At 60.1% G+C, this 13,488-nt stretch carries 13 protein-coding genes; 7 read left to right on the top strand and 6 right to left on the bottom strand.

Annotated elements, in window-relative coordinates; all coding sequences use genetic code 11:
• Positions 1–117 precede the first annotated feature (117 nt).
• Genes KGB24_RS15180 through KGB24_RS15170 form a run of 3 tightly spaced genes read left to right on the top strand, consistent with a single transcriptional unit; the run spans position 118 to position 2,280 of the window.
• Entirely contained in the window at positions 118–750 is a 633-nt protein-coding gene (locus KGB24_RS15180; RefSeq protein ID WP_223414054.1) for a CDP-alcohol phosphatidyltransferase family protein, read from the top strand.
• Entirely contained in the window at positions 737–1,336 is a 600-nt protein-coding gene (locus KGB24_RS15175) for a lysophospholipid acyltransferase family protein (protein ID WP_008028204.1), read from the top strand. The genes KGB24_RS15180 and KGB24_RS15175 overlap by 14 nt, the downstream gene beginning before the upstream one ends.
• A complete protein-coding gene (locus KGB24_RS15170) occupies positions 1,333–2,280 on the top strand; it encodes a phosphatidate cytidylyltransferase (protein WP_008043299.1) in 948 nt (315 codons plus the stop codon). Before KGB24_RS15175 ends, KGB24_RS15170 begins: the two co-directional genes overlap by 4 nt.
• 108 nt (positions 2,281–2,388) lie before the next feature.
• On the opposite strand, the gene KGB24_RS15165 is transcribed toward KGB24_RS15170, so the two are convergent.
• The 3 genes from KGB24_RS15165 to KGB24_RS15155 all read right to left on the bottom strand — a co-directional run bounded on the left by KGB24_RS15165 (position 2,389) and on the right by KGB24_RS15155 (position 5,455).
• On the bottom strand, positions 2,389–3,144 hold the full coding sequence (locus KGB24_RS15165) for a DUF2063 domain-containing protein (protein WP_223414005.1): 756 nt from the start codon (positions 3,142–3,144) through the stop codon (positions 2,389–2,391).
• Complete coding sequence (locus KGB24_RS15160) at positions 3,137–3,976, bottom strand: DUF692 domain-containing protein (RefSeq protein ID WP_223414003.1); 840 nt, start codon at positions 3,974–3,976, stop codon at positions 3,137–3,139. Before KGB24_RS15160 ends, KGB24_RS15165 begins: the two co-directional genes overlap by 8 nt.
• Before the next feature lie 144 nt (positions 3,977–4,120).
• Positions 4,121–5,455, bottom strand: coding sequence for an acetamidase/formamidase family protein (locus KGB24_RS15155; protein WP_223414002.1), 1,335 nt, complete (start codon positions 5,453–5,455; stop codon positions 4,121–4,123).
• Between the two features lie 426 nt (positions 5,456–5,881).
• Between KGB24_RS15155 and KGB24_RS15150 the strand changes: the two genes are divergently transcribed.
• Together KGB24_RS15150 and KGB24_RS15145 are read left to right on the top strand one after the other, a co-directional pair.
• On the top strand, positions 5,882–6,928 hold the full coding sequence (locus KGB24_RS15150) for a class I SAM-dependent methyltransferase (RefSeq protein ID WP_192229025.1): 1,047 nt from the start codon (positions 5,882–5,884) through the stop codon (positions 6,926–6,928).
• A gap of 138 nt (positions 6,929–7,066) precedes the next feature.
• Positions 7,067–7,909 carry an NAD-dependent protein deacetylase gene (locus KGB24_RS15145; protein WP_223415940.1) on the top strand — a complete coding sequence of 281 codons (843 nt, stop codon included), beginning with the start codon at positions 7,067–7,069 and terminating at the stop codon, positions 7,907–7,909.
• A gap of 430 nt (positions 7,910–8,339) precedes the next feature.
• Here the strand turns inward: KGB24_RS15145 and KGB24_RS15140 are convergent, their stop codons facing one another.
• Both KGB24_RS15140 and KGB24_RS15135 read right to left on the bottom strand, forming a co-directional pair.
• Positions 8,340–9,665, bottom strand: coding sequence for an OprD family porin (locus KGB24_RS15140; RefSeq protein WP_223415939.1), 1,326 nt, complete (start codon positions 9,663–9,665; stop codon positions 8,340–8,342).
• A gap of 141 nt (positions 9,666–9,806) precedes the next feature.
• Complete coding sequence (locus KGB24_RS15135; protein WP_192227665.1) at positions 9,807–11,156, bottom strand: gluconate:H+ symporter; 1,350 nt, start codon at positions 11,154–11,156, stop codon at positions 9,807–9,809.
• Positions 11,157–11,574: 418 nt separating this feature from the next.
• Between KGB24_RS15135 and KGB24_RS15130 the strand changes: the two genes are divergently transcribed.
• Positions 11,575–12,333: a hypothetical protein gene (locus KGB24_RS15130; RefSeq protein WP_223415938.1), complete on the top strand. Its 759-nt coding sequence runs from the start codon at positions 11,575–11,577 to the stop codon at positions 12,331–12,333.
• Between the two features lie 62 nt (positions 12,334–12,395).
• On the opposite strand, the gene KGB24_RS15125 is transcribed toward KGB24_RS15130, so the two are convergent.
• On the bottom strand, positions 12,396–12,725 hold the full coding sequence (locus KGB24_RS15125; RefSeq protein ID WP_008029418.1) for a DHCW motif cupin fold protein: 330 nt from the start codon (positions 12,723–12,725) through the stop codon (positions 12,396–12,398).
• A 191-nt stretch (positions 12,726–12,916) separates the two neighbouring features.
• On the opposite strand from KGB24_RS15125, the gene KGB24_RS15120 reads away from it, so the two are divergent.
• Complete coding sequence (locus KGB24_RS15120) at positions 12,917–13,231, top strand: NIPSNAP family protein (RefSeq protein WP_207285894.1); 315 nt, start codon at positions 12,917–12,919, stop codon at positions 13,229–13,231.
• The last annotated feature ends 257 nt before the right edge of the window (positions 13,232–13,488 follow it).

Here is a 13,488-nt window from a genome sequence, read left to right as displayed (position 1 = left end):
GTCTGTCAGATTCACCGCGGTGATGCCATCGCCAGCAAGCCGGCTCCTACAAGGTTGCGTCGTTTGCAAAATCTAGGTACACAGCTCTGCACCTCATCTTTGATATGGACATTACAAATGGATGAAAACAGAAGACCCATCAAAACGCGTTCTGCGGGATGGGCCAAATACGTCACCGACCAGTTGGTGAAAAGGGACCTCTCCCCCAATCAGATCTCCGTGGCCAGCATCGCCTTCGCACTCGCTGGCATCGTCGCGCTCAATATCAACACCGGCGTCATCGGCTCGATCCTCTGCGCCCTCGGCATTCAGTTGCGCCTGTTGTGCAACCTCTTCGACGGAATGGTCGCGATTGAAGGCGGCAAGAAATCCGACATCGGCAGCCTCTACAACGAATTCCCCGACCGGATTGCCGACAGCCTGCTGATCGTCGGCCTGGGCTATGCCATCGGCTACGCTGACCTTGGCTGGTTTGCCGCGCTGGCTGCGGCATTGACGGCTTACGTCAGGGTGTTTGGCGGCTCGATCGGTCTCAAGCAGAGCTTCATCGGCCCGATGGCCAAGCAACACCGAATGGCGGTCATGACGGTCGGGCTGCTGCTGAATGCCGTCGAAGCGAGCGTTTATGCCACTCACTACGTGCTGTTGATTGCGCTGGTCATCATCGCCATCGGCTCCGCCGCGACCTGCGTCACGCGCACCCTGGCCATCTCGCGCGAACTGAAGGGGAATCCTCATGTGGATCAGTAACGCGCTGATTTCTGTTCTTCGATTCGTGATCGGCGTCACGGCCCGATGGGAAAGCCCGCCGGACCTGACACGCCAGCGTATCTACTTCGCCAATCACTCCAGCCATATGGACACCCTGGCAATCATCGCGGCCCTGCCACCGGAAGCCCGAGTGAACGTGAAACCGGTTGCGGCCGCCGACTACTGGGGAAAGAACAAATTCCTGTCATACATCTCGCAGAAAGGCCTGAATGCGGTGCTGATCGATCGCAACCCCGCGCCCGGCGTCAACGTACTGGAGCCGATTTTCGACGTGGTGCGCGCCGGCCATTCGATCATCATCTTTCCGGAAGGCACGCGCGGCAGCGAGGCGTTGCCCGGTCCTTTCAAATCGGGTCTGTTCCGCCTGGCCGAGACATTCCCTGAGGTGGACCTGGTGCCTATCTACCTGGAAAACCTGCATCGCTCCATGCCAAAAGGCAAACACGTCCCCCTGCCCATCATCTGCACGATCCGTATCGGCGATCCGCTACAACGGATCAGTGGCGAGGAAAAACAGGTGTTTCTGGATCGGGCGCGTGACGCGATTGTGAGGTTGTCGGAATGAATCTTGATGAAAAGTTTTTGTGGTTCTTCGGCGCCATTGCCGCCCTGTTGGCGATCGCTTCGATCATCGGCCGGATACTGGCCAAGCGGGCTACGACAGAGGGCTCGGTCTCGACCATCGAAAACCTCAACCAGCGCGTAAATGCCTGGTGGGGGATGGTGATCATTTTCTTCGTGTCCTACCTGCTGGGCGGGAACGCGACGGTCATTCTGTTCGGCTTCATTTCCCTGTTCGCGCTCCGGGAATTCATCACCCTGACACCGACCCGGCCTGGCGACCATAACGCGCTGTTTTCGGCGTTTTTCATTCTGATCCCCTTGCAATACGTATTGATCGGCACCCACTGGTATTCGCTGTTCACGCTGTTGATTCCGGTGTACGCCTTCCTGCTGCTGCCGGCGATTGCGGTGCTGAGCCAGGACACCGACGCCTTCCTGGAACGGGCGGCCAAAATTCAGTGGGGCGTGATGATTTGCGTCTACTGCATCAGCCACGCGCCAGCGTTGTTGCTGCTGGACCTGGAAGGCTTCCAGGGCCAGAACGCGCTGCTGCTGTTCTACCTGGTGTTCGTCGTGCAGTTGAGTGACGTGTTGCAGTACGTGTTCGGCAAGCTCTTCGGCAAGCACAAGGTTGCGCCGCTGGTGAGCCCGTCGAAAACCGTGGAAGGCCTGGTCGGCGGCGGTTTGTCGGCCACGCTGATTGGCGGCTGCATGTTCTGGATGACACCGTTCAGTTTCTGGCAGTCGCTGATGATGTCGTTCGTGATTGTGGTGATGGGTTTCCTGGGCGGCCTGGTGATGTCGGCGATCAAGCGCAGCCTCAGCGCCAAGGACTGGGGCACCATGATCAAGGGCCACGGCGGCATGCTCGACCGGATGGACTCGATCTGCTTCGCGGCGCCGATCTTCTTTCACCTGACGCGGTACTTCTTCTCCGCCCAATAAAAACGCATCCCCTTGTAGGAGCCGGCTTGCCGGCGATGGCGGTAGGTCAGTCGACACATTTATCGCCTGAACGGACGCCATCGCCGGCAAGCCGGCTCCTACAGGGGGTTATGTCGGGCTCACCACCCCTTCCCCGTGCATCTGCCGCAACAGCGCCGCTCCACTGTCGATGAAATCCTGCGATCCCGCCGCCCCCGCTTCGACGGCCAATCCTTCCAGCTGCTCACGCCCGTTCAGTTGGGGAAACTCGCCGATCCGCTGCAACAAGCGCCAGGCCAGCGGGCTCAGTTCGGAAAACTTCACACTCCAGTCCTCCGCCCGGCGAACCAACAGCAACGTCGGCTGAGCCGGAGGTGTTTCAGGCTGATAGTCCGGCCCCACCAACTGCACCGGCCAGGCATACGCCAACGGCCAGGCCAGCGGTGAAATCTGCAACGGTCGATCCAGCAATTGCCCGACATCACTCGCCGGCAATGGCTCGGCGTCGGACTGTTGCAACACCATCTCGATCCACTCGTAATGCGCCAGTTCCACCAGGAACGGCGGCCACGCCCCCTCGTGCAACGCAGGCGGTTCTGACGCGAGAAAGTCGACAAACTCCCTGGCGATCTCACCGAATTTCGGCGTTTGCGCACGGTGGTCCCGCAAGAAGATGCGCACCAGCGAACCCCAGCGCTCATCGCCAAGAATCTTGATCAGCACTGGAAAAGTACCGCTGAGCAAGATCGAGAGGTTGTTGAAAACAAGGTCGCGATAAACCTGTGCCCGCGCCACATCCATTCCGGCCGGTGGCGCGCAGTGATCGGGGTCACGCAAGTAAAGCCCCAAGGTGTTTTGCTGCTGAAACAGGCTTGCGTTATCCACGGTTCACCTCCTTGGCCTGCAAGCGGCGGATGGTCTGCAATTCGGCGACCAGTTCCGCGAATGCAGGGAAATTGAAATCCCGCTCAAGCAACGTCGGTTGCGCGCCGAACCGCGCATAAGCCTGGGCCAGCAACGACCACACCACCGGTTTCACCGAGGCGCCGTGGGTGTCGATTTTCAACGTGTCGGACTCATCGAAATGCCCGGCCACGTGCATCGCCACCACCCGGTCCGAATCGATGCCGGCCAGAAAAACCTGCGGATCAAAATCGTGGTTGATCGAGTTGACGTACACATTGTTGACGTCCAGCAACAGGTCGCAATCGGCTTCGCGCAGCACCGCGTTGGTGAACGTCAGCTCGTCCATGTCCTGCTGCGGCGCGGCGTAATACGAGACGTTTTCCACCGCCAGGCGCCGACCGAGAATGTCCTGGGACTGACGAATGCGCGCGGCGACGTGGTGCACCGCTTCTTCGGTAAAGGGCAGCGGCAACAGGTCGTACAGGTGACCGTCATCGCTGCAGTAGCTCAGGTGTTCGCTGTACAGCGGCACGTTGTACTGATCAAGAAAAACCCGCACTTCTTGCAGAAACCCGACGTCCAGCGGCGCCGGCCCGCCCAATGACAGGGACAAACCATGGCAGGACAACGGATAGCGCTCGGCCAGGCCCCGCAGTGCCGCGCCATGGGCGCCGCCGATGCCGATCCAGTTCTCCGGCGCGACTTCCAGAAAGTCGAAATCGCCCACGCGGGCGGCTTGAAGGTCTTTCATCAAACCGCGACGCAGGCCAAGTCCGACGGCGGCCTTCGTTGATGTGTTGGAAGTCTGCATGATGTCGATCTCAAAGGTTGTCAGAACGTAATCACAGTTAACCGAAACGGTGTATCGGGCCTGTGTTGCGTTCCGGCAGAAAATCGCGGCGGTTGTATCGCCGGCGGGTCTGTACACACTTCGGTACAGAGCCGCCAGTGGGCGCTACGCCAGGTCGTATTTCTCGCGCACCAGATGGCCGATGCCGATGCGATCGAGCACGTTCATCGGGCACAGGAAGGTCACGCGCACGGTGCCGGGCAAGCGGCTGATGTCGATGGAACCGGTGATGGTCGCGCGGTTGAGCACTTCGTCATACGGCAGGCCCGTGACCGAAGCGGCACGTTTCAGGCCGTTTTCCACCGCCACGTTAAGGTTCTCGCCGCTGCCGATGAAGGTGATCGGGCCGCTCTGCTCGATCTCGGTCTGGCCCCAACGCTCGCCCAGTTCGCGGACTTTCTGCCGTTGCAGGGCATTCATCGGCCGCGCCATCGGCGGCAGATCGTCGAGGTTTTGCAGGAGGATCGGCCCTTCCAGTGTCAGGTGCTTGATCACTTCGACCTGCACTTCGGTTTCCCCGGAGCAGTCGGTGGCATGCCCGGCGATCTCGCCGTTGCCCTGCTGGGCGTGCATGTCGCCCATGTACACACCGGCGCCCGGGACTTTCACCGGGCAGATCAATACGCAGCCTTCGCGGATCGAGTTGGTGTCCATGTGACCGTCAGTCTTGGCCGCGTGCAGTTCCTCACGCGTCATGCCGAAACGGTGCGGTGCGCCGATCAGGTATTGGCCGAAATCGGCGCAGTTGTGCGAGTCCGGCAAGTCCCGCGACGGCGTGGTGCCGATGTTGCCGAGGAACGGCCGCATATGCGCGGCAACGCCAGGGATGTCGGCGCGGGCCAGGGACAGGATCGAATGCTGGGCGGCGAACTCCGGCAGCGCCGACATCTCGGAGGCGTTGCCCGCCAGTTGGTTGGCGATGTCCTGATTGACGGTCAGGCTGACCTGATTCTGCGCATCGAACACGATCACGTACCCGTGGCTGAAGCGGAAAGCGCTGACTTCGGCGCCGCAATGGCTGCAACGAATCGAATCTTCGCCAATGCCTTCGACGTAGCTGGCCGGATGCTCGGTGCCGCATTTGCTACAGAATTTCGCGACGAACGGATCGCCGTTGTAGCGACCTTCAACGAAGCTCATCACGCCGGACGAGGTGGCCAGCGAGGTGACGCGCATGCTTTTGATCTTGATCGCCACGGCGTCGCCGATTTCGGCACCGGCAATGGCCACCGGTTGGGTCACTTCATGGCCGCCCTCGAAGGCCGGCGTAATCATCGGCCCCCAGCAGCCCGGCGGCGTGCCGGTGATCAGGGTGCCGCCGTCGGCCAGCGGGCCGAGCATCGGTTGGCTCGGGCCGATGAGGCCGCTGGTGTACTGGTCGACGCGCAGGCGATCGACGGGGGTGGATGTCAGGTCGGTTTCAGGCAGGAGCGTGGTCATTGTTGTCCCCTTCACGGTGTATAGGGTGCCAAGCGGCCTGTGCAGTTCATCGCAGGTTTGTATCTGGACTGTGTTCGGCAACGCACCGGTATTGCGGGAAATGTATCGAGCAGGACGTTAGATACACTCCGATACACACCTCCCCCTGTAGGAGCGAGGCTTGCCCGCGAAGGCGATATTTCAGACACATCCTCGTTGCCTGACACTCCGCCTTCGCGGGCAAGCCTCGCTCCTACAGGGGTACGTGTGTGAATCAGGCAAATGCGGGCTTTCGTCGCTCCGCCCGGCAGCCCACGGCCTGCGGACTAAACTTACTGCACGCAGGACGTACTCACCGTCCTGATCATTTCCACGACCACTGCCCAGAGGCGAATGCCTCGACAAAGAATGCCCCTGGACCGTGATCCAGCTGAAGGAGCACACGTGATGGACGAGGCCAGACTCAACGATTTCATGGGCAAACTGGTGAACGACATGGGCGGCGCGGCGATGCTCGCCAACGTCATCCTCGGCGAAGAGCTCGGGCTGTACCGGGCGATGGCCGACAGTCAGTTGATCAGCCCCGAAACACTCGCCGAGAAAACCGGCTGCAACCCCCGCCTGCTGCGCGAATGGCTCAGCGCTCACGCCGCGTCCGGTTACATGGAACACCGCGACGGCCAGTTCCGTCTGCCCGAAGAACAAGCCCTGGCGCTGGCGATCGAAGACTCACCGGTCTACGTGGCGGGCGGTATCGGGGTGGTCGCGTCGTTTTTCCATGACAAGGACAAACTGGTCAAAGCCATGCGCGGCAACGGCGCCCTGCCTTGGGGTGAACACCATCCGTGCATGTTCAGCGGCACGGAACGGTTCTTCCGGCCCGGCTACAAGGCGCACCTGGTCGCCGAATGGCTACCGTCCCTTGAAGGTGTCGTCGCCAAACTGGAGGCTGGCGCCAAGGTCGCGGACATCGGCTGCGGGCATGGCGCATCGACGGTGATCATGGCCCAGGCGTTCCCCGACTCGCGCTTCGTCGGTTTCGACTACCACGCACCGTCCGTCACCGTCGCCACCCAGCGCGCCGAGGAAGGCGGTGTGTCCGGGCGGGCGCGGTTCTTCCAGGGCACGGCAAAAAGCTATCCCGGCGACGACTACGACCTGATCTGCTATTTCGACTGCCTGCATGACATGGGCGACCCGGTGGGCGCGGCGCGGCACGCCTATGAGTCGCTGAAGCCGGACGGCACGGTGCTGCTGGTGGAACCGTTCGCCAACGACAAGCTCGACGACAACGTTACCCCGGTTGGCCGGTTGTTCTATGCCGCCTCGACGTTCATTTGCACCCCGAACTCGCTGTCTCAGGAAGTCGGCCTCGGGCTCGGCGCCCAGGCCGGTGAGGCGCGGTTGCGCAAGGTGTTTACGGAAGCGGGATTCAGCACATTCCGTCGGGCTACCGAAACGCCGTTCAACCTGATACTCGAAGCTCGCAAGTAAACGTTGCCCTTGTAGGAGCCGGCTTGCCGGCGATGGCGCCCGAAAGATCGCCATCGTCGGAACGCCGCCCGCAGCAAGCCGGCTCCTACAGGTTAAATGCTACCCTGCAAACACCCCAGGCCCATCGGAGTGTTGAACATGCTCGACAGCCGCACCCGCGAACAACTCGACCGGCTCCAGCAGTTCATGGCCGACCAGCCGTTCGTGGTCCTGACCGGTGCCGGCATCAGCACCCCGTCGGGCATTCCGGACTACCGCGACCACCAAGGCGTGCGCCGTGGCCGGCAACCGATGATGTATCAGGAATTCCTCAGCGCCCCCGAATCCCGGCGCCGCTACTGGGCGCGAGCGATGCTCGGCTGGCCGCGGGTGCGCCAGGCTCAACCGAATGTGGCGCACGAGGCGCTGGCCAGTCTGCAAAGTACGCAGCAGATCAGCGGGCTGATCACCCAGAACGTCGACACCTTGCACGACCAGGCCGGCAGCCACGACGTGATCGAACTGCATGGCAGCCTGCATCGGGTGCTGTGCCTGGATTGCGGGCAGCGCAGTGAGCGGGATTCGATCCAGCAATTGATGGAAACGCAGAACCCGTATCTTGCCGGCGTGGATGCGGTGCAGGCGCCGGACGGCGACACGCTGCTCGACGCGGCGTTCGAAGCGCGGTTTCAGGTACCGCATTGCCCGCATTGCGCGGGTGAGCGAATGAAACCGGACGTGGTGTTTTTTGGCGAGAACGTGGCGCAGGTGACGGCAGCCAAGGCAATGGCTGCGGTGGAAAAAGCGGCGGGATTGCTGGTGGTGGGGTCTTCGTTGATGGCGTATTCGGCGTTTCGGTTGTGCCGGGCGGTGGCGGATCAGGGCAAGCCGCTGATAGCGATTAACCTGGGCAAGACGCGGGCGGATGACATCCTCGATCTGAAAATCGAGGCATCCTGCGAACAACTATTACCGTTGCTGACCCAGCGCCTGACACCTTAGCAACAACGCATACCTTGCCGGCTCCTACAAGGGTCTGTATTCACCTGACACACCACCAAACCTGTAGGAGCCGGCTTGCCGGCGATGGCGTCCGCAAAAACACCACAAACCTCATGGCCCAATCGCCGGCAAGCCGGCTCCTACAAAGACCGTGCCCGCCTGGCACCTTAGCAACAACGCATCCACTGTAGGAGCCGGCTTGCCGGCGATGACGTCCGCAAAAACACCGCAAACCTCAAGGCCCAATCGCCGGCAAGCCGGCTCCTACAAAGACCGTGCTCGCCTGGCACCTTAGCAACTGACAAAACGCATACCCTGTAGGAGCTGGCTTGCTGGCGATGACGTCCGCACAAACACCACAAACCTCAAAGCCCAATCGCCGGCAAGCCGGCTCCTACAAAGACCGCGATCGCCTGAAACCCGTGGGCGATTACAGCAGCGACAAGGTGTAGTTGATGATAAAGCGATTCTGATCAACGTTGCGGCCCGCATCGGTGTTCGACTTGCCGTTGCGCACGCTGAAACCAAGCCCCTTGAGCGACCCCGATTGCAGCACGTAGTCCAGGGTCATATCGCGCTCCCACTCGGACTGATCGCCCGCGTTGCGAACCTTGATGTCAGTCCCTTTCAGATACGCGATCGACGCTTTCAGGCCCGGCACGCCCAAAGGCGCGAAGTCATAGGAATATTGACCGAAGTTCGTCTGCTCGCCCGCGCGGGTAAAACTCTGGATCATGCGGTCCGTCGGCAGGTAAACACTGCCACCACCCGCCCCTTTATCAACCAGGCTACCTTGGTTGGGCTGAACGAAGTTGCTGCCGTCACCCACCTGTTGATGCCCAAGCGACACCGAGTGGCCACCGTTCACATAGGTGATCATCGCCACCCAGGTGTTGTTGTCGATTTCACCGTTGTTGTCCTCGGTATAACCCGAGGTGCGATAACCTTGCGCGCGGCCGGCGGCAGAACTGTTGGCGCCCGTCGATGTGGTATTGAAGTAACGCAGATCGGTGGTGAAAGAGCTTTTGCTGTCGATCGGCAGCACATGGGTTAGACCGAAGAAGTTCTGGTTGTAGAAGTCTTCCATCTGCGCGAAGTAATACTGCGCCTTCAGTTCCTTGGTGATGAAGTAGTCGCCGCCGGCGAAGTAGAACTTGTTGCTGTCCTGGGTGGCGCCCGGCACCGACAAACCGGTCCGGTCCGTCGAGGCGCGGCCGACCGCGTGTTCGAGCACACCACTGGTCAGCATCAACCCATCGATGTCATTCGAGGTGACCTGCGCGCCGGTGAACGACTGCGGCAATACGCGGGCATCGTTCGACAACAGGATCGGCAATTTCGGCAGCAAGGTGCCGTAGCGGAACTCAGTTTTTGAGATGCGCATCTTCGCCGTGGGGCCAAAGCTGCTCCAGGAGTCGGCAGCACCGTCGCCGTCACTCGGGATCATGCCGCTGCCCACGTGGCGACCTGCGCCGCTGTCCAGCGTCACACCGAGCAACGCTTGCGCATCCAGCCCGAACCCGACCGCGCCCTGGGTAAAGCCGGACTCGTAGCGCAGCACAAAACCCTGCGCAGCCTCCTCGGTTTTCGACGGGTCCGCCGTGCCATCACGGTTGTCGCTGTTGAAATACAAGGTGCGCATCGACAGCGTGGCTTTGCTGTCCTCCAGAAAACCGTGCGCGGCAGTGTCGGCTGCCTGTGCGCACATCGAACCGGTGGCCAGCAAAAGTGCGGTGGGGATTGCTCGCTTGAACATACGGTGCTCCTGGGTCATTTTTTTATGTTTTTTTTAGTTTCTGCCGACCGCTGTCCACCACGGGCACTCAACCACGGCGCGCACAATGCCGCGCTCGATGAGTGACCATGAGCCTTGAGGAAAGCGATCGGAGTGTTCGAGCTAGATCAGGTAAGAAAGACCCACGGTCAACGCAAAGGCGACCAGCGAAATAATGGTCTCCAGCACGGTCCAGGTCTTGAACGTCTGGGTAACGCTCATGTTGAAGTATTCCTTGATCAACCAGAAGCCGCCGTCGTTGACGTGGGAAAAGATCACCGACCCGGCGCCGGTCGCCAGCACCAGCAACTCCGGGTGCGGATAACCCAGACCGATGGCCACCGGCGCGACAATGCCAGAGGCGGTGGTCATGGCCACGGTGGCGGAGCCGGTGGCGATGCGCATCAACGCGGCGAACAGCCAGCCCATCAGCAGCGGCGACAGGTGAAATTCGTGGGCCAGGCTGACGATCTGGTCGGTGACCCCGGCGTCCACCAGGATCCGGTTCAAGCCACCGCCAGCGCCGACCAGCAAGGTGATGCTGGCGGTCGGTGCCAGGCATTCGTTGGTGAACTTGAGGATCGATTCACGGTTGAAGCCCTGGGCGAGGCCGAGGGTCCAGAAGCTCAGCAAGGTCGCCAGCAACAGCGCGATCACTGAGTTGCCGATGAACAACAGGAACTGGTTGAAGCCGCTGCCCGGTGTGGAAATCAGGTTGGCCCAACCGCCGATCAGCATCAACAGCACCGGCAACAGGATGGTCGCCATGGTGATGCCGAAACCCGGCAGGCTGTCGCGCGGTTCGCGCTCGAGGAACTGGCGTTCCAGCGGGTTCTCCGCCGGCAGTTGAATGCGCGGCACGATGAATTTGGCGTACAGCGGACCGGCAATGATCGCCGTCGGAATGCCGATCAAAATCGCATACATCAACGTCTGCCCCACCGACGCCTGATACACCTGCACCGCCAGCATCGCCGCCGGGTGCGGCGGCACCAGGGCATGCACCACCGACAGCCCGGCGACCATCGGCAAACCGACCATCAGGATCGACACACCCACGCGGCGCGCCACGGTAAACGCAATCGGCACCAGCAACACAAAACCGACTTCGAAGAACAGCGGCAGCCCGACCAGAAACGCGATGCACACCATCGCCCAATGCGCGTTCTTCTCGCCGAAACGGTCGATCAAGGTGCGCGCCACCTGCTCGGCGCCGCCGGACTCGGCCATCATCTTGCCGAGCATCGTGCCCAGCGCCACCACCAGCGCAATGTGCCCCAGGGTCTTGCCAACACCGGCCTCGTAGGCGCCGACCACCCCGGACGGCGGCATGCCGGCCAGCAGCGCCAGGCCGATGGACACCAGGGTGATGACGATGAAGGGATTAAGCCGGTAACGGGCGATCAGAACGATCAGCGCGATGATGGCGATGGCGGCATACACCAGCAGCCAATAGCCGAAGGACAGGGTCATGCGGTACTCCTCGAAAGGGTCACGTCGAATGGGTTGTGAAACTCATAAAACATTTCGAGAGGTGATTTTCAAACGAGGCGAAAGTAATTTTCGTAGAGGGATAAGGGTTGTCGTGCAGAGGTATGGGGGGTCGTGTTTTTTGAAACTGGGCCAGGCGGATTTTCATTGGGCGGGCCCTGATTTTCCGCCCCCCTCCTGGCAACCAAGGGTTACATTTCGTGATTAGTTTCTGAGGATAGTGCGCGGTAGGTTTTGTCACATCAGGCAATACCACGCTTTACCTGCCACACCGTTACTGGATAATGGCAACCTGCCATAACTGGCGACCTTCCCTCGGCCTCCCGCGGTTTTCTTTTGCAACAGCCCGACATTTGCCTTCAAGCACGGACGGCTACACGACAAGGAGTGGGCAACATTGATGCCACAACAAGATTCCCTTACAGCACCTACCCGCACCCAGAAAATCGCCTCAATGATCACCCGTGGCATGGCAGGCCTCGGTGTCTTGCTGGGTGCCATGTGGGCGTTGATCACTTATGCCGTGCCGGATCCCAGTGTGTTCGGCTTCAGTTTCATCAGTTGGAAAAATGTGGTGTTGCTGGTCAGCACCTTCCTTTTCCTGGGCGTGGTTTCCATCGGTTGGCAGATCCGTAACCTCACGCCGATGCTCAGGGGTGCGCTGCAGTTCTTCATGGTCGCGGGCCTGTCTTTCGGCTTTTTCATTTTGGGCACCGAATACGCCAAGCCCTCGTTCGAATTCGCCAAACTGCAATCCAAGGTCGTCGAAAACGAAGGCAGTAACCTGCTCGGCAAACGCATGGAAGTGCTGGATAACGTGCGCATTGAATTGGAAGGTTGCGAAAACATCGGTCGCTTGCCGACCTGCACCTTTGAACTGACCAACCTGAACGTCGACCGCAGTTTCCGCTTCAACGATGACACGGTGCTGTTCGACGAATCTGGCGGTCCGCTCAAAGGCCAATCGGTCCGGGTGGGCCAGGTCGAGGACAATATCTGGTTGAAGTTTCAGCTGATCCGCAACGTACCGACCCGGGTCACGCTGACTTTCCAGCAGAGCAACAGCAAGTTGAGTAAAACGCCAGCGATCAAGCTCGCGTTTCGTGACGGGAACAATGACCCGCTGATGCTCAAGTTCAGTGAGGTTGCACTGCACTAAAGGTTTGGCTCAATCGTTCATTTCTGCAAAACGACGGCCAGTGGCGAAATTCAATCCAGCGCTTAATCCACAATGAACAATTTCGCGCCGCTGGTGGTGAACGACCGATGCCCTTCAGCATTGTTGCCCACCTGATAACTCATGCCGGCAGTCAGCGTGAATTGTCGACCGTCCTCCAGTTCCGTGTGCAACTCACCCTCAAGGCACAACAGGATATGACCTCTCCAGCACCAATGATCGGCGAGGTATCCGGGGCTGTATTCAACCATTCGCACACGCGTCGAACCAAACTGACAGGTTCGCCAATAGGCGTTTCCTGTCTGGCCGGCATGGGTGACAGGTTCGATCGTCGACCAGTCGGTCGTCCCGAACGGGATGGCGGTGAGATCCATTTTTACCTCATCGAATACGGTAGAGGCGCAAACGTAACAACCTCGCGATGTGGCCGATAGACACAGATGGCCCGCATTTACGGGATACAGGGTTCAGTGAAGACTCCCATGCAGCCAGGTGATCTGCGAAACTGCCGAATGGCTGAACAGCCTTTGAATGATTTAACCCTCCCGTAGAAGAGAGCGAACACATGGTCACTTGTTACCTGAAGTACGTGCTGGACCCGTACCAGATCGGCGCATTCGAACACTACGCAAAGTTGTGGATTCCACTGGTGGAAAAATTCGGTGGCCAGCACCACGGCTATTTCCTGCCGTCCGAGGGTGCCAACAACATTGCGTTGGCGATGTTCACTTTTGCGAGCCTTGCCGAGTACGAGCGCTATCGGCAGGACTCCATGAACGACGCGGACTGCATTGCGGCGTTCAAGTATGCCGAGGATAAAAAATTCATCCTCAGCTATGAGCGGAGTTTTTTCCGGCCGGTGTTTGGGGATCAGGCGTAAACCCGTTCGGAAAGTCTTTTGCCGGGGTTCCTTCAGGCCGTCATGACGGGAACAGGTCGCCATGATGGTCGGGACTTCGGTTTTCAAAGGATCGAGCATGCGGTACCCGCTGCTCTTGCGCAGGTGTTCAGCGACTTCGAGTTCATTGTGCAAAGCGCGCAAGTCACCATCGCCACCGCGCATAAGAGCCATCCCGGCCAGCGCCAAAACAGGCAAAGGGCAGACGCAACTCCGTCTAAACTGCAGGATACAAATAC

This window comes from Pseudomonas sp. BF-RE-25 (genome assembly GCF_019956105.1).
In the GTDB taxonomy this organism is placed as follows: domain Bacteria; phylum Pseudomonadota; class Gammaproteobacteria; order Pseudomonadales; family Pseudomonadaceae; genus Aquipseudomonas; species Aquipseudomonas migulae.
Note: the sequence above shows the minus strand (reverse complement) of the source record. Positions and strands in the feature narration are given on the sequence as shown.

Excerpts from the sequence above, each read along its gene's own strand:
- KGB24_RS15180 (WP_223414054.1), top strand. The coding sequence starts at position 118 with ATGGATGAAAACAGAAGACCCATCAAAACGCGTTCTGCGGGATGGGCC.
- KGB24_RS15140 (WP_223415939.1), bottom strand. The coding sequence starts at position 9,665 with ATGTTCAAGCGAGCAATCCCCACCGCACTTTTGCTGGCCACCGGTTCG.
- KGB24_RS15150 (WP_192229025.1), top strand. The coding sequence starts at position 5,882 with ATGGACGAGGCCAGACTCAACGATTTCATGGGCAAACTGGTGAACGAC.
- KGB24_RS15130 (WP_223415938.1), top strand. The coding sequence starts at position 11,575 with ATGCCACAACAAGATTCCCTTACAGCACCTACCCGCACCCAGAAAATC.
- KGB24_RS15170 (WP_008043299.1), top strand. The coding sequence starts at position 1,333 with ATGAATCTTGATGAAAAGTTTTTGTGGTTCTTCGGCGCCATTGCCGCC.
- KGB24_RS15145 (WP_223415940.1), top strand. The coding sequence starts at position 7,067 with ATGCTCGACAGCCGCACCCGCGAACAACTCGACCGGCTCCAGCAGTTC.
- KGB24_RS15175 (WP_008028204.1), top strand. The coding sequence starts at position 737 with ATGTGGATCAGTAACGCGCTGATTTCTGTTCTTCGATTCGTGATCGGC.
- KGB24_RS15160 (WP_223414003.1), bottom strand. The coding sequence starts at position 3,976 with ATGCAGACTTCCAACACATCAACGAAGGCCGCCGTCGGACTTGGCCTG.
- KGB24_RS15125 (WP_008029418.1), bottom strand. The coding sequence starts at position 12,725 with ATGGATCTCACCGCCATCCCGTTCGGGACGACCGACTGGTCGACGATC.
- KGB24_RS15155 (WP_223414002.1), bottom strand. The coding sequence starts at position 5,455 with ATGACCACGCTCCTGCCTGAAACCGACCTGACATCCACCCCCGTCGAT.
- KGB24_RS15135 (WP_192227665.1), bottom strand. The coding sequence starts at position 11,156 with ATGACCCTGTCCTTCGGCTATTGGCTGCTGGTGTATGCCGCCATCGCC.
- KGB24_RS15120 (WP_207285894.1), top strand. The coding sequence starts at position 12,917 with ATGGTCACTTGTTACCTGAAGTACGTGCTGGACCCGTACCAGATCGGC.